The sequence below is a fragment of the Mycobacterium paraffinicum genome, from assembly GCF_025822865.1.
Taxonomy (GTDB): domain Bacteria; phylum Actinomycetota; class Actinomycetes; order Mycobacteriales; family Mycobacteriaceae; genus Mycobacterium; species Mycobacterium paraffinicum.
In genome coordinates, this window is sequence record NZ_JACKUR010000027.1 from 41,710 (window position 1) to 64,806 (window position 23,097).

Annotated in this window: 23 protein-coding genes and 3 pseudogenes; 12 read left to right on the forward strand and 14 right to left on the reverse strand. The window is 65.8% G+C overall.

Going from position 1 to position 23,097, the window contains the following annotated elements:
• Window positions 1-33 precede the first annotated feature (33 nt).
• Complete coding sequence (locus H7J89_RS17870) at window positions 34-855, forward strand: FadR/GntR family transcriptional regulator (RefSeq protein WP_264045134.1); 822 nt, start codon at window positions 34-36, stop codon at window positions 853-855.
• 10 nt (window positions 856-865) lie between these two features.
• On the forward strand, window positions 866-1,585 hold the full coding sequence (locus tag H7J89_RS17875) for an SDR family oxidoreductase (RefSeq protein WP_264045136.1): 720 nt from the start codon (window positions 866-868) through the stop codon (window positions 1,583-1,585).
• Between the two features lie 3 nt (window positions 1,586-1,588).
• On the opposite strand, the gene H7J89_RS17880 is transcribed toward H7J89_RS17875, so the two are convergent.
• On the reverse strand, window positions 1,589-2,446 hold the full coding sequence (locus tag H7J89_RS17880; protein WP_264045139.1) for an LLM class flavin-dependent oxidoreductase: 858 nt from the start codon (window positions 2,444-2,446) through the stop codon (window positions 1,589-1,591).
• 77 nt (window positions 2,447-2,523) lie between these two features.
• Here H7J89_RS17880 and H7J89_RS17885 point away from each other — a divergent pair, with 77 nt between their 5' ends.
• The 6 genes and pseudogenes from H7J89_RS17885 to H7J89_RS17905 all read left to right on the forward strand — a co-directional run bounded on the left by H7J89_RS17885 (window position 2,524) and on the right by H7J89_RS17905 (window position 8,270).
• The gene (locus tag H7J89_RS17885) at window positions 2,524-3,597 is read left to right on the forward strand and encodes an acyl-CoA dehydrogenase family protein (RefSeq protein WP_264045140.1); all 1,074 of its coding nucleotides are present in this window, start codon (window positions 2,524-2,526) and stop codon (window positions 3,595-3,597) included.
• Window positions 3,594-4,217 (forward strand): annotated as a pseudogene (locus H7J89_RS26015) (acyl-CoA dehydrogenase family protein); the annotation flags it as partial. The gene H7J89_RS17885 and the pseudogene H7J89_RS26015, both read left to right, overlap by 4 nt.
• A gap of 60 nt (window positions 4,218-4,277) precedes the next feature.
• Window positions 4,278-4,691 (forward strand): annotated as a pseudogene (locus tag H7J89_RS26020) (acyl-CoA dehydrogenase family protein); the annotation flags it as partial.
• Window positions 4,688-5,845 (forward strand): acyl-CoA dehydrogenase family protein, encoded by a 1,158-nt coding sequence (locus H7J89_RS17895; RefSeq protein ID WP_264045143.1) that lies wholly within the window; start codon window positions 4,688-4,690, stop codon window positions 5,843-5,845. The pseudogene H7J89_RS26020 and the gene H7J89_RS17895, both read left to right, overlap by 4 nt.
• Complete coding sequence (locus H7J89_RS17900) at window positions 5,842-6,777, forward strand: acyl-CoA dehydrogenase family protein (RefSeq protein WP_264045145.1); 936 nt, start codon at window positions 5,842-5,844, stop codon at window positions 6,775-6,777. The genes H7J89_RS17895 and H7J89_RS17900 overlap by 4 nt, the downstream gene beginning before the upstream one ends.
• Entirely contained in the window at window positions 6,774-8,270 is a 1,497-nt protein-coding gene (locus H7J89_RS17905) for a class I adenylate-forming enzyme family protein (RefSeq protein ID WP_264045147.1), read from the forward strand. The genes H7J89_RS17900 and H7J89_RS17905 overlap by 4 nt, the downstream gene beginning before the upstream one ends.
• An 18-nt stretch (window positions 8,271-8,288) precedes the next feature.
• Here the strand turns inward: H7J89_RS17905 and H7J89_RS17910 are convergent, their stop codons facing one another.
• The 10 genes and pseudogenes from H7J89_RS17910 to H7J89_RS17955 form a co-directional block, all read right to left on the reverse strand.
• Window positions 8,289-8,711 (reverse strand): hypothetical protein, encoded by a 423-nt coding sequence (locus tag H7J89_RS17910; protein WP_264045149.1) that lies wholly within the window; start codon window positions 8,709-8,711, stop codon window positions 8,289-8,291.
• Window positions 8,712-8,750: 39 nt separating this feature from the next.
• A complete protein-coding gene (locus H7J89_RS17915) occupies window positions 8,751-9,596 on the reverse strand; it encodes a TauD/TfdA dioxygenase family protein (RefSeq protein WP_264045151.1) in 846 nt (281 codons plus the stop codon).
• A 28-nt stretch (window positions 9,597-9,624) separates the two neighbouring features.
• Window positions 9,625-9,960: a hypothetical protein gene (locus H7J89_RS17920; protein WP_264045153.1), complete on the reverse strand. Its 336-nt coding sequence runs from the start codon at window positions 9,958-9,960 to the stop codon at window positions 9,625-9,627.
• A gap of 3 nt (window positions 9,961-9,963) precedes the next feature.
• Window positions 9,964-11,232: an aromatic ring-hydroxylating oxygenase subunit alpha gene (locus H7J89_RS17925; protein ID WP_264045156.1), complete on the reverse strand. Its 1,269-nt coding sequence runs from the start codon at window positions 11,230-11,232 to the stop codon at window positions 9,964-9,966.
• Window positions 11,233-11,251: 19 nt separating this feature from the next.
• On the reverse strand, window positions 11,252-11,995 hold the full coding sequence (locus H7J89_RS17930) for an SDR family NAD(P)-dependent oxidoreductase (protein ID WP_264045158.1): 744 nt from the start codon (window positions 11,993-11,995) through the stop codon (window positions 11,252-11,254).
• Between the two features lie 31 nt (window positions 11,996-12,026).
• A pseudogene (locus tag H7J89_RS17935) lies at window positions 12,027-12,293 on the reverse strand (2Fe-2S iron-sulfur cluster-binding protein); the annotation flags it as partial.
• Window positions 12,294-12,410: 117 nt separating this feature from the next.
• The gene (locus tag H7J89_RS17940; protein WP_264045161.1) at window positions 12,411-12,863 is read right to left on the reverse strand and encodes a MarR family winged helix-turn-helix transcriptional regulator; all 453 of its coding nucleotides are present in this window, start codon (window positions 12,861-12,863) and stop codon (window positions 12,411-12,413) included.
• Window positions 12,847-14,109 carry a metal-dependent hydrolase family protein gene (locus H7J89_RS17945; RefSeq protein WP_264045163.1) on the reverse strand — a complete coding sequence of 421 codons (1,263 nt, stop codon included), beginning with the start codon at window positions 14,107-14,109 and terminating at the stop codon, window positions 12,847-12,849. The genes H7J89_RS17940 and H7J89_RS17945 overlap by 17 nt, the downstream gene beginning before the upstream one ends.
• Window positions 14,106-14,444, reverse strand: coding sequence for a hypothetical protein (locus tag H7J89_RS17950; RefSeq protein ID WP_197089730.1), 339 nt, complete (start codon window positions 14,442-14,444; stop codon window positions 14,106-14,108). The genes H7J89_RS17945 and H7J89_RS17950 overlap by 4 nt, the downstream gene beginning before the upstream one ends.
• Window positions 14,441-15,709, reverse strand: coding sequence for an aromatic ring-hydroxylating oxygenase subunit alpha (locus tag H7J89_RS17955; RefSeq protein ID WP_264045165.1), 1,269 nt, complete (start codon window positions 15,707-15,709; stop codon window positions 14,441-14,443). The genes H7J89_RS17950 and H7J89_RS17955 overlap by 4 nt, the downstream gene beginning before the upstream one ends.
• A gap of 168 nt (window positions 15,710-15,877) precedes the next feature.
• Between H7J89_RS17955 and H7J89_RS17960 the strand changes: the two genes are divergently transcribed.
• Window positions 15,878-17,323, forward strand: coding sequence for an aldehyde dehydrogenase (locus H7J89_RS17960; RefSeq protein ID WP_264045166.1), 1,446 nt, complete (start codon window positions 15,878-15,880; stop codon window positions 17,321-17,323).
• Window positions 17,324-17,396: 73 nt separating this feature from the next.
• On the opposite strand, the gene H7J89_RS17965 is transcribed toward H7J89_RS17960, so the two are convergent.
• Window positions 17,397-18,254 (reverse strand): SDR family NAD(P)-dependent oxidoreductase, encoded by an 858-nt coding sequence (locus H7J89_RS17965; protein WP_264045169.1) that lies wholly within the window; start codon window positions 18,252-18,254, stop codon window positions 17,397-17,399.
• Between the two features lie 185 nt (window positions 18,255-18,439).
• Here H7J89_RS17965 and H7J89_RS17970 point away from each other — a divergent pair, with 185 nt between their 5' ends.
• The 3 genes from H7J89_RS17970 (at window position 18,440) to H7J89_RS17980 (ending at window position 21,339) form a co-directional block, all read left to right on the forward strand.
• Window positions 18,440-19,471 (forward strand): hotdog fold thioesterase, encoded by a 1,032-nt coding sequence (locus H7J89_RS17970; protein ID WP_264045171.1) that lies wholly within the window; start codon window positions 18,440-18,442, stop codon window positions 19,469-19,471.
• Window positions 19,472-19,640: 169 nt separating this feature from the next.
• On the forward strand, window positions 19,641-20,846 hold the full coding sequence (locus H7J89_RS17975) for an amidohydrolase family protein (protein ID WP_264045173.1): 1,206 nt from the start codon (window positions 19,641-19,643) through the stop codon (window positions 20,844-20,846).
• 112 nt (window positions 20,847-20,958) lie between these two features.
• Window positions 20,959-21,339 carry a hypothetical protein gene (locus tag H7J89_RS17980; protein ID WP_264045175.1) on the forward strand — a complete coding sequence of 127 codons (381 nt, stop codon included), beginning with the start codon at window positions 20,959-20,961 and terminating at the stop codon, window positions 21,337-21,339.
• Here the strand turns inward: H7J89_RS17980 and H7J89_RS17985 are convergent.
• Window positions 21,296-21,601 (reverse strand): hypothetical protein, encoded by a 306-nt coding sequence (locus tag H7J89_RS17985; RefSeq protein ID WP_264045177.1) that lies wholly within the window; start codon window positions 21,599-21,601, stop codon window positions 21,296-21,298. The genes H7J89_RS17980 and H7J89_RS17985 overlap by 44 nt on opposite strands.
• A 1-nt stretch (window position 21,602) precedes the next feature.
• Window positions 21,603-23,096, reverse strand: coding sequence for a molybdopterin-dependent oxidoreductase (locus H7J89_RS17990; RefSeq protein ID WP_264045179.1), 1,494 nt, complete (start codon window positions 23,094-23,096; stop codon window positions 21,603-21,605).
• Window position 23,097: the final 1 nt, after the last annotated feature.

Sequence of the window (23,097 nt, forward strand, 5' to 3'; positions counted from 1 at the left end):
TAAGCCAACGAGTTGCTATGCATCGAGGATCGGATGACCGCCTTGGGAATTGGGAGCGACGCCCGTCGCCGATTGTCGGCGCCGCGGATCGCAGAAATCGTAGCCGACGAGTTGCGCCGCCAGATCATCAACGGTGACCTCGCCGACGGCGATCTCTTGCCGCGTCAAGAGGTGCTCGTCGAGCAGTTCAACGTGAGTCTGGTTTCCCTGCGCGAAGCGCTGCGGATTCTGGAAACCGAGGGCCTCGTTTCGGTGCGACGGGGAAATCGTGGGGGCGCCGTTGTGCACGCCCCGGCGAAGACCAGCGCCGCGTACATGCTCGGGCTCTTACTGCAGAGCGAGTCCGTAGCGGTCGCCGACCTCGGCATGGCCTTGCAGGAACTCGAGCCCGCCTGCGCCGCGCTGGCCGCCCGCCGGCCGGACCGGGCGGACACCTTGGTCCCAGAGCTCAACCGGGTCAACGACTCCATGGCCGAGAACATCGAGGACGGCGGGCTGTTCACCGAAATCGGCCGTGAATTCCACGATCTCGTGGTCCGCCGCTGTGGAAACCACACCATCATCGCGGTGGTCGGCAGCTTGGAGACGCTGTGGACCAGCCACGAACAACAGTGGGCGGACGAGAGCGCGGCACGAGGCACCTACCCCTCGCTGGCCCAGCGCCGCGCGGTGCTCAGCACCCACGTCAAGCTGACCGAGACCATAGCGGAGGGCGACGTCGACCGGGCGCGCCGCATCGCGGGCCGCCATCTCGCCGACACCCAGACCTACGTGCTCTCCGGTCGGCACGATCAACGAATTCACGCGCTGTCGCCGCAGGCATTGTCGCGGACGCGGGATTTCCGCCAAACCTGAGAGGCAGCCCGTGAGAACCGCATTGGTCACCGGCGGCAGCGGCGGGATCGGCAAAGGGTGCGGTCGCAAGTTGGCCGAGCTGGGTTACGACGTGGTGCTGGCGGCGCGTCGCGAGGCCCCGTTGCGCGCGGCGGCCGAGGAGATCGGCGCGCGCCACATCGTGGCCGATGCCTCGGATCCGGACGGATTCGCTGCCGCGACAAGCGCATTGGAGACGATCGACCTGGTCGTCCACGCCGCCGGCACGCTGGGTGGAACGTACGCGCGCAAACAGACGTTCGAGCAGTGGCGGACCATCATCTCGGCCAATCTGGATTCGTGCTTCGTGGTGACCGCCGCCGCCCTGCCCCGGATGCGCGCGGGTTCGCGGTTCGTGTTCATCTCGTCGTCGGCGGCGCACGAACCGATGATGGCGCGAACCGCCTACTCGGCGTCCAAAGCCGGGATGAACGCCTTCGCCCGGGCCTTGGCGCTGGAAGTCGACCGTGACGGCATCAGCGTCCACATCGTCACCCCGGGCCCGGTGGAAACCGAGATGCTTTCCGACGTTCCCTTCGAGATGTACGCCATCCAGGTCTCGGATGTGGCGGAAGCGGTGGCCTGGCTGGACACCGTCGACCCGTCGGTCGACCTGCCGGAGATCCGGCTCAGCGCGGTCCAGCGCGGACCGTTCGCCCGGCCGCCGGTCGTTCCCACGGAAGCGCGGCGGCGCGCAGAGCAACGGGGTTGACGGCTACGGCGCCGGGAACGCTTTGATCACCGTTTCGCCGAACTCGTGCAGGGAATCGGGAACGGCGAAATCGGCGAACCACACGTAGAACCGCTCGACGCGCTGGGACGCCAGCCCGGTGAAGTGGCCGATGAGTTCGTCGGCATCGCCACACACCAGCCCCGCGCCCAGGTTGCCGAACCGCCGCGTGCTGACCTCGCGCACCGCGTCGGGGTCGGTACCCGATCGTACGAATCCCACCATCTGCTGAACGGAGAGCCGGGCCGTGCCGGCCGCCGGGGCCAGCGTGGGCAACTTGTCGAGGTGGTTCGCCGGCAGGTTCCACCAATCCGCGTATCTGCGAACGAGTTCCATCATCCGGCGCCCGGTGCCGCCCAGGACCAGCGGTATGGGATGGGACCTCGGCGGGGCTTGCGGAGCCGAGCCGGCGTCCGGATCGTCACCCCAGTATTGCCGCAGCAGCGCCAGGTGCCGATCCAGCTGCTCGACCCGGGCGACCGCGTCCTGCTGGCCGACGGCGAATCTGGTGAACTCCGCGGGCCAGGACCCCGCACCGAGGCCCAGGTCGAACCTGCCCTCCGATGCGTCCGACAGGGTGACGGCTTGTTTGGCCAGCACGGCGGGGTGGCGGAAGGCATCACAAAGCACCAGATGGCCGATGCGCAGCCGCTCCGTCTTGGCCGCCACCCAACTCGCAATGCCCATTGCCTCCCAAATGCTTTCATCGGGCAGACCGGGCGCCTCGAGATGATCGATGAACGCCATGCCGTCGAAGCCACTGGCCTCGGCGTGGCGTGCCCGCTCCACGATGTCCGTCGCCGACAGCCGCACCTGCGGCAGGAACACATACCACTCGACCATGCACCCACCTATGCGCTTGTTCCTGTGCGATTGCGACAGGGCCGCTAGTTTACTATTTTTATTATGTTAGGGGTCTTATGGATGTCGGACTGAATTCGGAGCAGTTGTCGCTGCGCGACTCGGTGCGCGACGTCCTACGCACCGAGTGCCCGCCCGACGCCGCCCGCCAGGCGATGACGGATCCGGAGCGGTGGCGCACGCTGTGGAAGACGGTGGTCGATCTCGGTTGGACGGAACTGGCCGCGCCCGGGGCCGGCGACTACGGACCGGTCGAGCTCGCGGTAGTGCTCGAGGAATGCGGTGCCGCCATCGCGCCGATCCCGTTGTTGAGCAGTGTCGGCCTGGCCGCCGGTGCGCTGCGGGGCACGGGTCTCGACGCGGTTCTCGACGACATCGCCGGCGGCGCCGTCGCCACCCTGGCCGTGCACCCCAGGGGATCTCGGCTGCCCGGGGTGCCGATGACCCTGCGCGGCGGGCGCCTGCGCGGCCGCGCGGTCGCGGTCCCCAACCTGACCCGCTCCGAGCTGCTCGTCACGCTGGCGCGCGCCGACAGCGGCCCTGATGGCACAGTGGTGGCGGTCGCGCGCTGCGGCGACGGGGTGACCGTGATCGCGGGCGAATCGACGGATCCCGCGCACCCGCTGGCAGAGGTCGAGGTCGACGCAGAGCCGTTGGCTACCGCGCCTGTCGATATCGAAAGCGCGTTGACGGCGCCGTTGGTGGCCGCGGCAGCCGACCTGGTAGGCACGGCGAGCGCAGCCTTGCACCGCGCCGTGGAGCATGCCAAGACGCGTCGTCAGTTCGGCACCCCGATCGGCGCGTTCCAGGGGATCAAGCACGCGCTCGCCGACAACTACGTCGGCCTGGAGCGCGCCCGCAGCCTCACCTACGCCGCAGCCGCCCGGCTCGGCGATCCGGCCACGACGCCCGCGGACGCCTGGACCACTGCGGCGCTCGCCAAGGCGGCGGCCGGCGACGCGGCCGCCAATTGTGCGAGAACCGCGGTCCAAGTGCACGGAGCGCTCGGGCAGACCTGGGAGCACGACGCCCACCTCTATGTCCGCCACGCCTGGCAGGCCGCCGCGATGCTGGGCGACAGCCGCGTGCTCTATCACGAGGTGGGCCGCCGTTTCGCGGGAGGCGCGGCATGACCGCGGTCATCGACGAATTCGGCACCTGGTTGAGCGAGTTTCTGCCGAAGGACTACTACGAGAATTATCGCGAGTACCGCTGGGACCTGAAGCTGCGGCGCGATTACCAGCGCGCGGCCTTCGAGGCCGGATGGATACAGCCGACCTGGCCGCGCGAACACGGCGGCCGATCGCTGGGTCTGCGCGATGCGATGGAGGTCCGGCTCGAGGCGGCGCTGCGGTCCGCGCCCAAGCTGCCCAACATCGCGGGCCCCAATGTGGCCGCACCCGGCATCCGTCAGTTCGGCACCCCCGCCCAGATCGACCGCCTGCTGGCTCCCCTGCTGCGCGGTGACGAATGGTGGGCGCTGGGAATGTCGGAACCGGAAGCCGGATCCGATTTCGCCGGCCTGCGCACGCGCGCCGAACGCGACGGAGACGTGTTTCGGGTCAACGGCCACAAGATCTGGACCACCCAAGCCCACGAGTCGCGCTGGTGCACCCTGTATGCCCGCACCGATCCGGAGGCACCGAAACATCGGGGCATTTCCTGCCTGATCCTGGACCTGCATTCGGCGGGGGTCCGCATCGAGCCCATCCGCATGGCGTCGATTTCCGACGAGACATTCTGCGAGGTCTTCCTCGACGATGTCGAAGTTCCGATGGAAAACCTGCTGGGCCCGCTCCACGGCGGGTGGAACGTCGCGCTGTCGTCGTTGCACCACGAACGCCAGATGATCTGGATCATGAACTGGGTCGAGATCAAGCGCGGACTCGAATCGGTACGCAGGGCACAGCCGACCGCGGATATCTGCACCGAGCTCGGTTCCCTGCTGGCCGATGCCGAAGCGTTGCGGGCCACCGGATACCGCGCCCTGGGCAACGAATTGGCGGGCCGGCCGAGCCCCGAAGCGGACACCATGAAGCTGTTGGGATCGATTACTTTGCAACGTGTTTGGGAGCTTGCCGCCGTTGCCGAAGGGACGCAGTCGCTCAGCGACCCGGATCTGCTCTTCGAACGCCAGGACGCGCTGGCCGCGACCATCTACGGCGGAACATCGGAGGTCCAGCGCAACATCATCGCCGAGCGGCTGCTCGGGCTGCCGAAGGGATGACGACGATGGATTACGACCTCGGCGATGACGCCGCACAACTGCGAAACCACCTGCGCGAGCTGGTATCCAACCACATCCCCGCCGACTTCCTGGGCGCCTGTACCGAGAACCCGCAGGATCTCGCCACCACCGAGACGTTCTGCAAATTGTTGGCCGCCGAAGGCCTGCTGGCGCTCGCGTGGCCGAAAGAGCATGGCGGCGGCGGTGGCTCGGTGTGGCAGCAGACGGTGCTGCGCGAGGAGATGTGGGCCCAGCACGAGCCCCGCGGTCCCCAATACATGGGGATCAACTGGGTGGGCCCGGCACTGATGCGCTACGGAACCGCCGAACAGAAGGCCAAGCACCTGGCCGCCATCGCCGCCGGCGACGTAATCTGGTGCCAGGGTTTTTCCGAGCCGGAGGCCGGCACCGACCTCGCCTCGTTGCGTACCCGTGCCGTGCCGGACGGAGACGGCTGGCGCATCACCGGACAAAAGGTGTGGACGTCGTACGCGTTGATGGCGTCCTGGTGTGTGCTGGCGGCCTGCACCGACCCCGAGGCCCCAAAGCCTAGGCGGCTCACACTCTTTCTGATTCCGATGGATCGGCCCGGCTTCACGGTCCGGCCTATCGGGTCGATGCTGGGGCCGCATCACCTCAACGAGATGTTCCTCGACGACGTGCAGGCGTTCCCCGGTGATGTTCTCGGCGAGGTGGGCGACGGCTGGCGGGTCATGCGCGAGGCGCTGGCATTCGAGCGTGTGGGCATCGCCCGCTACGCGCGCTGCGAATCGTTGCTCGAGCGGATGAGGACCCAGCTCGGCGACGATTGGGGCGCGCTTCCCGAATCGCTTCGCTCGCGGTGGGTGCGGGCGCTTGTCGATCTACGGGTGGCCCGGCTGCTCGCCTATCGAGCCGTGTCGCTGCAAGATGACCCGTCGGCGGGCGCGGCGGCCAGTGCGGCCCGCATCGCCACCACCACGTGCGACCAGCAGGTCGCCGAGCTACTTTTCGACGTGTTGGGCCCGGTCGCGCTGGACAGCGGCGCCGGCGCCGCGCTGCACGGGGCGATCGAAGACCATTGGCGTTACGCGCAGGCCGCAACCGTGGCATCGGGCACCATCGAAGTGCAGAAGATGTTGGTGGCCCGGGACGTGTTGGGAGAGCACCGGTGAAAACTGATCTGCCACAAGACATCAGCGACTTCGCTGCGGTCGCGGCCAAGCGGTTGGGTCGGCTGGGCGGGCCGCAGGCAGCGTTGCGCGCCGAAGCCGACGACGGCATCCGGGACGCGGCGCGGATGGCATTGGCCGAGGTCGGCGGGTTCGAGCTCGATGTCCGATCGGCGCCCGACGACCTGCTCGCCGCGGCCGTGCTGTGCCGCGCCGCCGGCGCTACGGCGTTGCCCTATCCCCTCGTCGAAGAGTTGCTGGCGATCGACGGCGCCCGCCTTGCCCTGGTCGATCCCGATGCGCCGCGCATCGACCATGGCGACCTGCCCGGTGACTGGATCGCCGCCGACCTCGACGGCACCCGGTATCAGCCGCGGCCGGCTTCGCGGACCAACGCCAAGCTCGGTCCGTTCCTGGTGCCCGCTTCCCTCGGTGAACCCGATGGAACTGTTCCGGCCGGCGACGTTAACCTTCATCTCGTGCTGGGATCATGGCGGATTCTGGGATCGGTGCAGCAGGCGCTGCAAATCGTCACCGATCATGTGCGCGCCCGAATTCAGTTCGGTAAGCCACTGGCGGACTTTCAGGCCGTCCGCTTCGCCGTGGCGGAGGCCGCGGTCGCGGTGCGCGGACTGCACGAACTGGCGAAATTCACCATCTGCCGTCCGGAATCGCTACCCATAGAGGTTCGTTCGGCGGACGCGCTGGTCCTTCGGCTCAAGGCGTCCGACACCGCGCGACAGGTGCTACGCACCTCGCACCAACTGCTCGGCGCGCTGGGCTTCTGCGATGAGTCCGATGTCAGCGTGCTCGACCGGCATACCCAGCCGCTGATCCGTCTGCCGCTGAGCGGCGAGGCGCTCGCGTTGCGCCTCATCCCGGGCGTCCCGGACGGCTCCTTCGAGACACTGTTCAGTGGGCCGGTATCGGCGTGACCAAACCTGCCGCGGCCGAAGAATCGGCCAACCCGTTAGCGGACGGAATCCCCTTCGGAACCAAACTTCAACAGCTCGCCGAACAGCGTCGCGACGACATCGGGGTGACCGTCGTCGGCCTCGACGGCACCGCGCAGTCACTGACATTCGGTGAACTCGACGCCCGCGCCAACCAGTGGGGCCGCGCACTGGCCGCCTACGGCGCGGAAACCGGTTCCCTTGTCGCGCTGGCCATCCCGAACTCAATTCACCTGGTGCTGGCCACCCTGGGGTGCTGGAAGATCGGCGCCGTTCCCGTCCCCATGCACTGGGACCTACCCGAGTGGGAGCGAGACAGGGTGCGCGAGGTGATCAACCCCGCAGTCGTCGTGGACGAGGTGAGTCGGTGGCGCCTCGAGGAGCAGGCGGCGGGCGAATCCGCCGACGCGCTGCCCGAGGCCGTCTCCCCCCATGTCAACGGAATCTGCAGCAGCGGTTCGACCGGGGTACCGAAAGTGATCCTCAGCCTTGCGCCGTCGCTATGGACCCCCCAGCACGGCGAGCCGTTCCTGTCGAACTGGACCCCGATCGCTCAGCCACAGACCATCATGGTGCCCGCGCCGATGTATCACACGAACGGCTTCGCCACCTTCTTCTTCCTGCTGGCCGGCGACCGTTTGGTGGTGCTGGAAAAGTTCGATGCCGCACTGGTTCTGGATGTGATCGAACGCTTCAAGATCACCAACTTCACCGCCACGCCGACGATGCTGGCGCGCATCGCGGCCCGGCCGGATGTCCGGGAGCGGGACCTGTCCAGCATCGTGTTCATCCTGCAAGGCGCCGCCGTGATGCCGCCGTCGCTCATGCATACCTGGTTCGAACTGCTGAGCCCGCAGCAGATCGTGTCGGCATACGGCATGACCGAAAACCTTGGGCTCACGGCCCTACGCGGCGACGAGTGGCTCGCCCACCCGGGCAGTGTCGGCCGCGGCTTCCGGGATACCGAGATCCGGATCCTCGACGCCGGAACGAAACAGCTTGGTCCCGGTGAACACGGCGAGATCTACCTGCGCGCACCGATGAGCGCGGGATCGCGCTACGTGGGGGGCGCGGCGCCGCTACCGTCCACCGAAGATGGCTTCCGCTCCGCCGGCGACATCGGCTACCTGGACGAGGATGGCTACCTCTACATCGTCGACCGCCGAGTCGACATGATCGTCACCGGCGGCGCGAATGTCTTTCCGGCGGAAGTTGAGTCGGCTTTGGCGGGACATCCCGACATCGCCGACGTCGTCGTCATCGGCCTTGCCGACCCGCAATGGGGACGCCGGGTGCACGCGGTGGTGCAGCTCGCCGGCGGTGCGACGCTCACCGAAGAGCAGGTGATCGAGTATGCGAAGAGCCGGCTTGCCCACTACAAGGCCCCCAAGACCGTCGAATTCGTCGACGCGATTCCCCGCACCGCGGCGACCAAGGTCAATCGCTCGGCGATGATCGAGGCCCGGGGCGGCTGACGGGGCCGGACGCTGTGGTCAGCCGACCGGTGCGATCCCCGAGCTCGAGATGGTGAAGCCGCGACCCGAAACGACGGTGCACGTCACCCCGCCGGTCTCCGACCGGCATGTGAACGGGCCCGCTCCCATCGTCTGCCCGTAACCGAGGATCGGAGTGCCCTCCGCCGGATTGGCCAGACAGCTCACCCCCGCGCAGCGGGACAGGCCCCCACCGGTGTCCATCCGTACGGACGCCGGTGGCGACAAGGTGAAGCAGAACGTTTCGTCGGGTAGACCGCGACGCTGGTAGTCGATCTCGCAGCTGATGTTGCGTGACGGGGACAGGAAAGCCACGTAGTTGTCCTGATCGGCGGCGGCCAACGGCGTGAACGCCTGCGGCGCGAGAACGGTTCCGGCACCGCCCAGTACGGTCGCCGCGGCGGTCAGCGCTTTTCTCAACACATGCCAACCGTGCCACAAAGAGGCAACCCGCGGACCGATTTATCGAATCGGTTCGTCACCGAGCACGGTCGTGCGCAGCATCTCGCGCTGCGAGGTGGGGTCGTAGGGGGCCGCGCGGTGAAGCACTCCCCGGTTGTCCCAGATGACGGTGTCGCCCACCGACCAGTGGTGGCTGTACACCTTGTCCGTTCCAGTGGCGCGCTCGAGCAGCTCCTCAAGCAGCGCTCGGCCCTCATCGAGATCCATGCCCACCACGTAGTCGGCCGACGCGCCCAGCACCAGCGATTTGCGGCCGCTGCGATGTGTCCACACCAGCGGGTGTTCATGGGTGCGCCGGGATCGCCAGCGGGCCACCTGTTCTGGCGAGGCGTCAGGATGGGCGCGCCGCTGAGAGGCCTCCAGCGAATGCACGACGCGCAGCGACCCGTAGCGATCCTTCTCTTCTTCTGTCAGTTCGTGGTAGGCGGCATAGGAGTTGGCGAATTCGGTTTCGCCACCCCACTCGGCCACCTGCACCGCCGACAGGACGGTGGCCTTCTGCGGGCACTCGTCGTCGAGCGGCGTGCATCCATCGATGTGCCAGTCGAACGTGGCCTTCAAGATTTCCGCCGAGGAGTTCTTGGCCGGGTTCAGTGAGATGGGGTAGATGCCGGCGACCGGGTGGTGGCCGTCGGCGGAGTGATCGACCTCGCCCAGTAGACGACAAAAACTCACCTGGGCCTCTGGATCGAGCTGCAAACCGCGGAAGACCAGAACTCCGTTGTCCTCCAAAGCATCCAGGACCGCCTCGCCGACCGGGTCGCCGGAAGCCAGGCGGCCTGGATCGAGCCCGCTGACCTCCGCGCCGACGGACGCGGTGAGCTTGTTGATGGTGAGCAGACTCATGGCCTGTCCTTCCTGATCAATGCCCGCCTCAGGGCGACGGCTCGACGGTGCGGATCATGACCGCGTCGGCGGCGCTGACGGGTGCGGGCTGGTTCATGATCTCCACCGCCATCGCGACCATGATCAACGAATAGATCATGTGCAGCAGGTTGAGCGCATCGTCGGGCACGTTGTCGAGCGGGAACTTGTCGCAGTATTCGATGGCCTCTTCAAGCCGTGGGAAGAACGCGTCGTAGAACTCGCGCATCTCGGGCATCGTGCTGGCGATACGGGCATTCCAGCGTTCGGTTTCGGTTGCCAGGCACCACTGTTGGGCGTACTTCTCCAATTCGGCGAACGCGCTGGGCAGCAGGGCGTCTGACATGGGTCACACTCCTGCCGGCGCCGAAGCGGATTCGCGCTGGTACGCGTCGACCCAGTCCGTGACGACCTTGTGCAGGTGACGCACCAGGATCTCTTGGTCGTTGAGTGGAAACTCATCGACGACGCCGTATTCGAGTGCCGCCTGCGTGCCACCGAGCATTCCGGCGTCCTGCAGCGCGAACTCCTTGAGCACCACCGCCGCCACTTCGTGTTCGATGCGTTCGCGCACGCTGCGGGCCGGGGGGAAATAGGTATAGGCCTCGAAGCGATGCGTGTTGTGTGAGGTCGGCCAATACCGGTAGAGCAGATACCAGCCGCCGTAGATCAATATTTCGATGTTGGGGAAGATCTGGAAATTGCTGATGCCCCATGGCTCGATGCCACCCGGGTTGAGGCCAGGCGGTAGCGCACCGATATCCGGTGTGCGCCACGGGCCGACCAGCCCGCTCTGGGTGGCCCGCTCGATCGGATACATGTACTCGGGAGGCAGCAGCCACCGTCGCCGCCCGGCGGTCGACACCAGCCGGTGCGGACCGTCGAGCTGGAAGTGCCCACAGGTGAATCCAGTGTTGGGGTCGCGTACGTCGGGAGGCACTTGTTGCGGATGCAGCGAAGGTACGTGGTAGTACTCCTGGAACGCGTCGGCGAAGATTTTCCAGTTGCTGTTGTTGTGCGCCACCCACTCGTAGCGTTCTGTCAATTTGTCGAAGGGGTACCCGTCGAGACCCGCGACCATGGGCCCGAGGAATTCGCGCAGGTTCTGTCGCGGTTGGGCATCGAAGTTGATGAAGACGAACCCATTCCAGACGTCACAGCGCACGGGTCGCAGCCCGTAGTCGGACGGGTCGAGGTCGAAGAATTCGGATTCCTGCTGCACGAATGTCAACGCCCCCTCGAGGTCGTAGCGCCACCCGTGGTACTTGCAGGTGAATTGCCGACAGGTGCCTCGGGTCTCCTGAGCGGGAAAGTCGTTCCACACCAGCTTGTTTCCCCGGTGGCGACAGACGTTGTAGAAGGCGCGGATGCGTTCGTCTCGCGCTTTCACCAGAATGATCGAAGTCCGGACCACCTCGAGCTCTTTGGTGAGGTAGCTGCCGACGCGGGGCAACTCCTCGACCCTGGCGACGTTGAGCCAGGCGCGTTTGAAGATCGCTTCGCGTTCGAGCTCGTAGAACTCCGGCGACGTGGAGTCGCCGAATGACACCGGGCCGGTGCCCAGTTCGGGATAGTGCTCGGTCCAGGATCCCTCCGGTGGCCTGCCCGATCGCGTCATCTGAACCTCCTGATCGATGTCACAACACCGCTCCGCCGTTGACGCCCAAAACCTGGCCGGTGATGAATCTGGCCTCCTCCGAACACAGGAATCCCACCGCCGCGGCGACGTCGGTCCCGGTGCCCAGATAGCCCAACGGGATGTTGGCGGCGATCTGATCGTTGGACGGCAGGTAACCGGCCGCCTGCCCCTGATGCTGCATCGGGGTTTCGATGCCCGACGGCGGGATGTTGTTAACGGTGATCCCGTGCGAGGCGTATTCGCGTGCAAGCGATTTGGTCAGGGTGATCACACCGCCTTTGGATGCCGCGTAATGGGCGGCGAACGGTGAGCCACGTTGAGCGCTTGACGACGAGATCATGACGATCCTGCCCCAATTCGCATCGACCATGTCCGGGAGCGCGAGTTGGCAGCAATGAAACGTCCCGGTCAGATTGACGTCGATGATCCGCGCCCACGATTCGGCGGTGATGTCGGCGAAGGCCGAAAAGCCGAACAGCCCGGCGCTGGTCACCAACACGGTGACCGGGCCCAACTCGCTGCGGACCTTGGCGAATGCCTGCTCGAGCGCGGGCCGGTCGGTGACATCGGCACCCACTCCGATCGCGGTGACGCCCTCGGCACGCAGGTCATCGGTGACACGCTGCGCCGCTTGCTCGTTGACGTCCAGGACCGCGACCTTGTGTCCCCGCCGGCCCAATTCGTGGCAGGTGGCTTCGCCCATGCCCGAGGCGCCGCCCGTCACCACGGCCACCCGGCTCATCGACTGCGCCCCATTGCGGTTGTTCTCCCCTTCACTCGTAGACCACGCGCACGGTCCGGCTGGTCGGCAACGCCTGGCAGGTCAGGACCCACCCGTCGTCCACCTCGTCGTCATCGAGTGCGTCGTTGTTGAGCATTCGGGCGCTGCCCTGCGTCAGCCGCGCCATGCAGGTTGCGCAGGAGCCGGTTTCGCACGAGGACGGTGCGGCCAAGCCCGCCATGCGGGCGGTCTGCAGCAAGGTATCGCCCGCACAGTAGGCCACCGTCGTGGCGCGCCGGTCCAGCTCTATGGTCACTTCCTCGGTCACGACCCCGTCGCCATCGTGCGACCCTGACGCGGCGGTCGCTCTGGGCTCTGGCATCTCCCAAACAGTATCAACTACTTGCGATTAATATCAAGTACTAGATACTGGTCTTCAGTTCTCCACGCGGTCATTGAAAAGCTCGTGGCCGGTGCCCTTTTCGACCACCCGGCCCAGCAGTTCACGCAGGGTTTGCTGCTCCTGCTCGCTGAGGACACCGAACACCTCTTCGTGAGCGGCGATCGCGTTGTTGACGACCGTTGCGGCGACTTTGCGCCCCTCCCCCGTGAGGTACGCCTGCAGAATGCGGCCGTGCTGGGGATCGCGCTTTCTTTCCACCAGGCCGCGGCGCTCCAGCGCGGTCAGCGCGAGCTGAACCCCTTGCGGGCTGATCAACAGGCGGCGGGCCAGTTCGGCGCCGGAAAGGCCGGGCTCATTGGCGAGTTGGCGTAACACACCGATCTGGGCAGTGCTGACACCGTGCACTCGCATCGCGTCGTTGATGGTGGTCAGCGAGTAATAGAAAGCCTGCTTGAGCAACCACAGGATGTTATCGGTGAGTTCCATGGTTGCCTCCCTGTTTGAAAACCTCGCCGCCCTTCATGACAAACGGCACGTCGAGCGTGGCGTCGATGTCCTGCGCGGGATCGCCGGGCACCGCGATGATGTCGGCGAGGTAGCCGGGCGCCAGTCGGCCCAGTTCGTCGTCGGCATCGATGAGCTCCGCGGCCACGACCGTGGCCGCCCGGATCGCCTGCATCGGCGTCATGCCGCGCTTCACCAGCGCGCCCAGCTCCTTGGCGTTGTGGCCGTGCGGAATCGCCGGCGCGTCGGTACCGCACGCGATCCGTACTCCGGCGGCAATCGCCTTGGGCAACATGGCTTTCGCCCGCGGGAACACCTCTTCGGCTTTCTTGTGCAGCTCCGGTGCGATCCGGTCGACCGCCATCGCCTCGGTCAGATACGTGGTGGAGACCAGGAAGGTGCCGTGGTCGACCATCAGCTGTATCGTCTCGTCGCTGGCCAGGAATCCGTGTTCGATGCAATCGATGCCGGCCCGGATGCACGCCTGGATCGCGCCGTCGCCGACGGCGTGCGCCGCCACCCGCACGCCGGCCCGGTGGGCTTCGTCGGCGATCGCGGCGAACTCGGCGTCGGAGTACTGCTGGGCTCCCGGTGCCGTGCTGTGGGACATGACCCCGCCGGAGGCCGACACCTTGATCAGCTTCGCCCCGTGGCGAATCTGGTAACGGACACAAGCGATCACGTCCGGGACACCGTTGGCGATGCCCTCGGCCACCGACAGCGGCATGACGCCGGGCGCGAGCCGCTGGAAAACCGTCGGATCCAGGTGCCCGCCGTAAGGGGTGACGGCGTGGCCGGCGGGATAGATGCGGGGCCCGGCGTGCCAACCCTGATCGATGGCGCGCTGCAGCGCAACGTCAAGCAGGTAACCACCGGTCTTCACCATCAACCCCAGGTTGCGCACGGTGGTGAAACCCGCCTCCAGGGTGGTGCGCGCATTGACCGCGCCACGCAAAGTGCGATAGGCCGGATCGTCCTGGACACCGTGCATCGGCGACGGCAAGCCCTCCGGCCCACCGGGGCCGCCGATCAGCAGGTTGAGTTCCATATCCATCAGGCCCGGCAGCAGCGTCACGTCGCCCAGGTCGATGACCGTCGCCCAATCCGGCACGCCGCCTTCGGGATTGATGGCGGCGATGCGCTCACCCTCTACCACCACGACCGCGGGTGAGCGAACCTGGCCGTCGACCACGTCGCCCCACCGCGCCGCCCGCAGGACGGTGGTCATGGAACGGGCTCGGACACGCAATCCAGCGTGGACGCACCGGAGTCGGGTACCCGGGGTTGCTTCCAGCACTCCACCGGAAACGACACCATGATCATCGAATACAGCAGGTGCATGAGATTCAGCACGTCATCCGGGAGGTCGTCGAGGGAGAACTTGTCGCAATACGCGAGGGCCTCTTCCGCGCGTGGCGTGATCGCGTCGTAAAAGGCCTTCATCTCCGTCATCGTGCTCGCCAGCCTCTTGGCGTAGCGCTCCGGTTCGGAAGGCAGACACCAGTCCGCGAATTGCTCCAGGTCGGCGAATTCGCTTGGCAGCATGGGAGACATCGCGGTCACACCCCCGCCGTAGCGGTGCGACGATACCGATCGATCCACGCCGCGGTCTCCTTGTGCAGATGCCGGATCAGGATCTCCTGGTCGCAGAGCAGGAACCGGTCGAGGACCTGGGATTCGATCATGCTCTGAGTCGCCTCCAGCGTATTCGCGTCCTGCAGGCCGTATTCCTTGAACGAAACGGCCGCGAGTTCCTGGGCGACGCGTTCGCGCGGAGTGCGCGGCTGCGGGAAATACAACGTGCCCTCGAAGAGGTGGGAGTTGTAGGAGGTTGGCCAGTAGTGGTACGTCAGATACCAACCCTGGCCCCAGAACAGGATCACGAAGTTGGGGAAGAGCTGGAAGGAGTCCAGCCCCCATGGATCGCATTTCGCCGGGTTGAGCCCGGCGGGCAGCTTCCCAAGATCCGGCTTGTCCCATGGACCGAACAGGCCGCTCTGGCAGATGTCCTCGATCGGCTTGCGCATCTCCGCCGCCATCTCCCACGCACGCACTCCCGACGTGCTGACCAGCCGATGCGGGCCTTCCAGTCGGTAATGCGGGGCCTCAAAACCGGCCTCGGCAGCCGCTTTCGAGTACGCGGTTGGCGACTGGTTCGCGTGTAGCACGGGGGCGTGATAGAACTCCTGGAACGCGTCCATGTAGAGCTTCCAGTTCGCCTTGACCTCCGAGCGGTAGTGCCAGCGCGAGGTCATCCGGTCGAACGGATACCCCTCCAGCGCGGTGACCATCGGCCCGAGGAACTCCCGCAACGACTGTTCGGGCTGCTTGGCGAAGTTGACGAAGATGAAGCCTTCCCAGACCTCGCAATGCACCGGCACCAACCCGTAGCGGCTCTTGTCGAGGTCGAAGAACTCCTCCTCCTGCTGCACGAACGTCAGGTTGCCGTCCAGGTCGTACCGCCAGGCGTGGTATTTGCAGGTGAATTGGCGGCACACGCCGCTGGTCTCCTCTAGCGGCATGTCATTCCACACCAACTTGTTGCCCCGATGACGGCACACGTTGTGGTAGGCCTTGATCTCCCCGGATTTCGTGCGCACCAGGATGATCGAGGTGTTGACGGCCTTGAGTTCCTTGGTGAAGTAACTACCCGTACGCGAAAGTTGCTCGACACGGCCAACATTGAGCCAGGCGCGCTTGAAGATGGCCTCTCGTTCCAGCTCGTGGATTTCCGGGCTGATGGAGTCCTCGTACGAGACAGGTCCGGTTCCCAGCTCGGGATAGTGCTGTGTCCAGCTGCCCTCCGGCGGCTTGGGGAATCGAGCCATGAACGCTCCTATCCGATCCGACGTCACACGGGCCGCCCGACGGCCGGTGCACTCCGAATGGCCGCGCGGCCATCGGTTTCGGCGATTCCGCAGGACCCCGTCGGGGCCGACGGTATATGCTCCACGACATAATCGCAAGTAGTTGATATTGCCGATGGGAGTCTTTCGATGGAGCAAGACCTTGGGTTGCGGATCGCTCCGGGCCGCTCGGTGCTGTCGCACGGTGAGGTATTCGAGGTCATATCCCCACACACCGAGGAACCCATCGCCGAGGTGGCCGCTGCCGAAGCCGCGGACGTGGCGGCGGCGGTCCAGGCCGCACGCGCCGCGCTCGACTCGGGGGCCTGGAGCCGCACCATCCCCGCCGAGCGGATCGCCGCGATCCGGCGGCTCGCCGACGCCTACGACCAGCGGCGCGCGGAAATGGCCGGCATCATCACGGCCGAGATCGGTGCTCCCAGCTCCTTCGCCCAGCGCGCCCAGGTTGGCCTGCCCGCGATGATGATGCGCGCATTCTGCGACCTCGCCGAGCGCCACGCCTGGAAAGAGACCCGCCGCGGCTTCTTCGGTGCAGACGTGCACGTGCACAAGGAACCCGTTGGCGTCGTCGCCGCGATCGTGCCGTGGAACATGCCCCAATTCCTCATCGCCACCAAACTGGTGCCCGCGCTGCTCGCCGGCTGCGCGGTCCTGCTGAAGCCGGCGCCCGAATCACCCTTGGACGCACTACTTTTGGCGCAGATTCTCGATGAAATCGACCTGCCGCCCGGTGTGGTCAGCGTCCTGCCCGGCGACAGCGCCGTCGGCGAACTCCTGGTATCGCACCCCGGGGTGGACAAGGTGTCGTTCACCGGATCGACGGCCGCGGGGCGGGCCGTGGCGGCCGCGTGCGCGGCGAACCTCACGAAGGTCGGTCTGGAACTCGGCGGCAAATCGGCCGCCATCGTCCTCGATGACGCCGCACCCGAGGCGGTCGCCACCGGAGTGCGATCGGCCAGCCTGTCGAACAGCGGGCAGATCTGCAATGCCCTGACCCGCCTGCTGGTCCCTCAGCACCGACACGACGAGTATGTCGACGCACTCGCCGCGGAGATGACCAGTCTGCGGGTGGGTGATCCCAGCGACCCGGGCACCCAGCTGGGCCCGCTGGTGTCCCGCCGCCAACAGACTCGCGTCCGCGATTACATCCGGATCGGCCAGGAAGAAGGCGCGCAAGTCGTCACCGGCGGGACCGAGATGCCCGAAGGGCTCGACCGCGGCTGGTACGTCGCGCCGACCCTGTTCGCCTCCGCCGATAACGGCATGCGCATCGCCCGCGAAGAGATCTTCGGCCCCGTGCTCACCGTCATCCCCTATCGCGACGAAGACGACGCGGTCGCAATCGCCAACGACTCCGACTACGGCCTGGCCGGATCGGTATGGAGCGCTGACACCGACCGGGCTCTGTCGATTGCCGCCCGGGTGCGCACCGGCACCCTCGGGATCAACCAGGGCTACACCATGGACCCGTTCGCTCCGTTCGGCGGTGTGAAGGGCAGCGGCTACGGTCGAGAACTGGGACCCGAGGGAATCGACAGCTACCTGGAACCCAAGTCCATCGCGATTTCGTCGTAATCGTCACGCGCACCTCAAGTTTGGGGATCGCACATCGGCACCGCGGAAGTTCATTGCCGCGCCAGGCCGATCGTCAACCCGCCGACGGCGCCGAGGCCTGCTCCATTGCGCGAACGCGCTTGAGCATTACTTTTGCCGCTCGCATCGACAAGGCGGGCGAGAGCCGCTCGAGGTACCAAAACGCTTTCCACCACGCGGGCACCACGATGATCGCGTCTCCACGTAACACGGCGCGAAGCGCGCGCTCGGCAAACTTTTCAGGCGCCAGCGGGTGCAGCCGCTCCCACATATCGAGGATTTCCTGGTTGCTGATTCCCGCCATATCGGTCCGTCCGTACTTGCCGCCGGTAAGTATCGGGGTCCGGATCACGCCGGGGCAGAGCACCGAGACGTGCACTCCGTGGCGCTCGGCCTCTAGCCGTAGCGATTTCGACAACGCGACGACGGCGTGTTTGGTGGCGGTATAGCTTGCCTGACCCGCGGTGGTCATGAGACCGGCCATCGAGGCCGTGTTCACGATATGCCCGGAGTGCTGCCGGATCATGATCGGATACACCGCTTGGATACCGTGCACGACACCGCGCAGGTTCACGTCGAAGACGTCGTTCCAGTCGTCGAGCGTGTACTTGTCGACCTCACCCGCGACTCCGATGCCGGCATTGTTGAACAGGTAGTCGATCCGCCCGGACTCCTGCACCGCCTCGGCGACGGCGCGCTCAAACGACGGGTAGTCGCGCACATCGAGCTCGATCGCGTGCGCCTTACCACCGCCGCTGTTGAGGCGTTGTGCGAACTCCCGCGCAGGGCCGATCTGCCGATCGGCGATCCAGACCTCGGCACCCCCGTCGACCAGTGCGGTGCTCAACGCCGCGCCGATGCCGGACGCGCCGCCGGTGACGAATGCAACCTTCCCGGACACGCTCGCTGCCATTCCAGCAGCCTAATCCCTGAATCGCGGCTGGTAGAGCGGATCATGACAGCAAAGCCGCCGAGATGACGCGCGCCGGCCGGGAACCACGAACGGGACGGAAACCACGGTTTCTCGGATACGCCGGGTGCCCACGGTAACCTCATTCTCATAGCGCGCACCGCGCCGAGGAAGGGGACGAATCGCTCATGACCGACCTTGGCGACGACGTCGAAGTGACGCGCGGCGACCGCTTCATCAAGACGGCCGTCGAGATATTGGGCGAGACGGGACGCACCGACTTCACCGTGCAAGAGGTCGTCGCCCGGTCCAAGACATCGCTGCGCGCCTTTTACCAGCATTTCAGCAGCAAAGACGAGCTGCTGCTCGCGCTGTTCGACCGGACCATCGCGCAATCGGTTCAGACGTGGCGCGCCGAGACCGACGGGCTGGACAGCACCGCGGCGCTGAAGCTGGTGATCGATCGCATCAGCCAGCAACCGGAGTCGACCACCCAAGACAGCCTCAATCGCGCGTTGACCCTCTATAACCAACATCTGGCCGAGACCCGTCCCCGCGACTACGCCCGGGTGCTCTCGCCCTTGCATCGACTCATTCGCGACATCGTGGGTCAGGGCATCACCGAGGGCGTCTTCAACCCGGGAGTGGACGTCGGGGCGGCGGCCGCCATCGTCATGCAGACGGTGATGGGGGCACAGCGATTGCATTGGCTGGGAACGGAATTGAACGGAGCTCCGGTCGACGTCGGTCAACTGTATGACTTCTGCAGTCGCGCCCTGGGTATCCGGGACGGCGAAGAAGATTCGCCCACGCCGTCGCTGAGCGAACTGTTCGCCCAAATCGGCATGCGGCCGGGAACCCGAGATGGCGAATTCGCGATGACGATGCCGGTCAGTCCGGCCGTCGTCAACACTTCCGGCGCGCTGCAGGGCGGCCTGATCGCGACACTCGTCGACGTGGCGGGCGGACAATTCGGGCTGGACTACCTGCAGCCGGACACCACGATGACGACGGCGGACCTCTTCATTCGTTACCTGCGCCCGATCCGGCAGGGCTCCGCATTCGCCGTGCCCCGGATGCTGCGGTCCGGGCGACGGGCGATGGTGATGCAAGTGGACATCTACGGCGAGGCCGACGATGAGCTCGCCGCGACCGCGACGGTGAATTTCGCCGTCATTGACGGGGCGACGCCGAAGCTCCCCAACTGGCCGGACGCTTAGCCGCCGACGACGCACGTCACGCCAGCGCGGCAGCTGGCGACGAACGTCACGCCAGCGTGACGTCCAGCGCGGCGACCGACCCGACTGGCGGCGCTACACGCGACGGGCCCAAAGTGGTAACGTCATTACCACCTACCGAGAACCCGAGTACTTCCGCAAGGAGATCGCCATGCCGTCTCGCGAACTTTCCTTCCCCGTGTTCGACGCGGACAACCACATGTACGAGCCGCAGGAGGCGCTGACCAAGTACCTCCCCGAGAAGCGCAAGAACGTCATCGACTACGTGCAGGTGCGCGGTCGCACCAAGATCGTGGTGCGCGGCCACATCAGCGAGTACATCCCGAACCCGACCTTCGAGAAGGTCGCCAAGCCGGGCGCCCAGGAGGACTACTTCCGCAACGGCGCGCAGGGCAAGAGCTACCGGGAGATCCTCGGCGAGCCGATGAAGGCCATCCCCGCCTTCCGCGAACCGGGCGCGCGGCTGGAGGTCATGGACGAGCTGGGCATCGACTACGCCCTGATGTTCCCGACCCTGGCCAGCCTGGTCGAGGAGCGCATGAAGGATGACCCGGAGATGACCCACGACGTCATCCACGCGCTCAACGAATGGATGTACGAGCAGTGGTCGTTCAACTACCAGGACCGCATCTTCGCCACCCCGGTGATCACGCTGCCCATCGTCGAGCGTGCTCTCGAAGAACTCGAATGGGTCCTGGAGCGCGGCGCCCGCACGGTGCTGGTCCGGCCGGCGCCGGTGCCCGGCTTCAAGGGCAGCCGATCGTTCGGCCTCGAGGAATTCGACCCGTTCTGGCAGGCCTGCATCAAGGCCGAGATCCCGGTCTCGATGCACGCCTCGGACAGCGGCTATTCGGAATTCGCGAACGTGTGGGAGCCCGGCGATGAGTTCCTGCCGTTCAAGCCGACCCCCTTCCGCAGCTTTGCGATGGGCCACCGGCCGATCCTGGACGCGATGGGTGCGCTGGTGTGCCACGGCGCGCTCTCCCGCAACCCCGAGCTGCGGATCCTGTCCATCGAGAATGGCGCCGACTGGGTGCCCGACTTGTTCAAGGGCCTCAAGGGCGTCTACAAGAAGATGCCCCAGTCGTTCAGCGAGGACCCAATCGAGGCGTTCAAGCGCTGCGTCTACATCACGCCCTTCTGGGAGGACCGTTTCACGGAGATCGTCAAGATGGTGGGTACCGACCGAGTGCTGTTCGGCTCGGACTGGCCGCATCCCGAAGGCCTGAAGGACCCCATCTCCTTCGTCGACGAGCTCACCGACTTCGACGAGGCGGACGTCGCAAAGATCATGGGCGGCAACCTGATGAAGCTGATGAAGGTGTCGGCGCCGGCGAAGAAGCCCGTCTCGGCCTGAGCTGTTCGGCGCACACCCTGCAGCGCCACATTTCCCTCCCGGCGGGCTGAGCGGGATGGCGCCTACGAAACTGGGTACCCGCCCTTGCGTGATCAGAGGGACGGGAGGACAGATGAGCGTGGCATCGGAAGGCCGGGCACCGGTCAGCATCGACGCCGACGTCGAGTTTCTCGCCGAGGAAGTTGCGGCCCTGAAGGCTTTGGGCCGAAAGGATTCGGTCGACGACGGCGAAGTTTACGACTTCAGCGTACGTTGGGGCGCGGCACTGGCGGGGCGACTACCCCGCCTGGTGCACTACAGCTCGCTCGGTCTGCTAGACGACACGAACGAGCACCGGTTCCAGTCGCTATGTGAGGATCTCCGCGGGGTTTCCGGTCTCGCCGAAAAGCTCGGGCTGCCGCGCCCGGCGCTGCCCGGCGATCCGATCGCGCAGGCAACGGGACGCCGCTTCAGGATGCGGTCGCGTTCTCCGAAGCCGAGGTCCCCAGGCTGAGAAAGTCCCTCTCCGGCAACACGATTGCAGTGCGCGGCTTTGGACAATCCGGATTGCGGCACGTCAGCGCCACCATGTAAGCGTCATCGTCCTCGTTGAGGAATAGAAATCCCAAATACAAGGCGTGCCCGACCTCGAACTCCGTTCCTCCGCACGCCTCGCAGTGACCGCCCTTGGCGGAAACGTTTTCCATAACACGGTGCCGCGCGGCGGAATTCAGGGCGATGAGTTCCGGCCGCACCATCGGATCGCCATCGGTCATGTCAAATCTCCACGTCTTTGTCGTAGTGGACATGGTCCTCACGCCAGCCACCCAGACCTTTACCGATGCCGGAATAATCGTTGATGAACTCAATCCCGTTGATCCACTTGACCATCTTGAATCCAACCTGCGTCTCCACCCGCAATCGCAGCGGCGCACCATGTTTGATGGGCAACGGCCGCCCGTTCATCTCATACGCCAGCAGCGTCTGCGGCTTGTAGGCGAGTTCGAGGTCCACCACCTCGTAGAACTGGCCCCCCGGTCTCTCTGCCGCGGGTTCGTCACGCCCGGTCTCCTGCATGCTGAGGAAGCAGATGTATTTGGCTTGCGGCAAGGGCCGCACCACATCCGCCAGCTGGGCCAGCAGAATTCCGCTCCACTCGCCGATACTGGTCCAGCCTTGCACGCAGTTGTGCATCGTCCGCTGCGTCTGCCGCTCGGCCAGCGCTCGCAGCGCGGCCAAGTCCAACGTCACCGGATTTTCGACGAGCCCACCGACCGGTAGCCGCCAGTCGACGAAGTTGTGGACCGCCATCACTTTGTATTCCGTACTCGCGGGCGGCTTTCCGTTCACCCGGTGATCTTCGGTCAACTTGCGAACAGGATAGTCCTGCCGGGAGTTCAGCGGACGCAGCAAGAGCAGCCGGGCACCGGTAACCACGGCGCCGAGTATGCGGCGCACCTGCACGGGATGGCGGAGGCTCCATTTGGTGGCGGCGATGTGGACGGCGACGATCGCTCCGATGATCATCAGCGACAACGCCGTCGCCCAATGGATGTTGCGCACGGAGCCGAAGATCATCGACGCCGTCAGTTGACCCCAGCCCCAGAAGAAGATCATCGACAGGTGGATCGCGATGAACACGACAAAGGCCACCAACCCCAGGAAATGCAGGCTTCGAGCCCACTGCCGGCCGCCCCACATCCGCACATACCAGGGAAAGCGCGCCTCGATCGCCGGCGACTGCGCGGCCCCAGTCAGGATCTGAAATGGCGCGAGGATGAACACGACCCCCGCATAGGTCAGCTTCTGAATGGCGTCCATCGGCTCGCCGGGGAGCAGCGGCGGCAGGTTGAACGACATGTAGGTGACGATGTCGTTGGCAGCCTCGGGAAAGATCGACCACGAATAAGGCCAGTATCGATGCCATTGGCCGGTCGCGAATAGCAGGACGTAGTAGGACGACCCGAGCAGAATCCAGCAGATCACCGTGAAGAAGTGCCAATGCCGACCCATACCCAATTTCTTGTGACCGGGCAGCGCGACGAGCGAGCTGTAGGACTCTTCTTCGTCGAGGGTGTCGTATAACCGGTTGCGCGGCATGACCTTGCGGGTGAAGCGCGCCCATTCGCTGCCGGGTTTGCTGTCGTCGTGCCAATACAACTTCGGGTGGGTGCCGAGGATCTCGATGCCGCTGCGGATGATCAGGGTGACGAACAGAACGTTGAGCCAATGGTCCACTCGCAGCCACGCCGGGTAGTCGAGTGTCGTCATG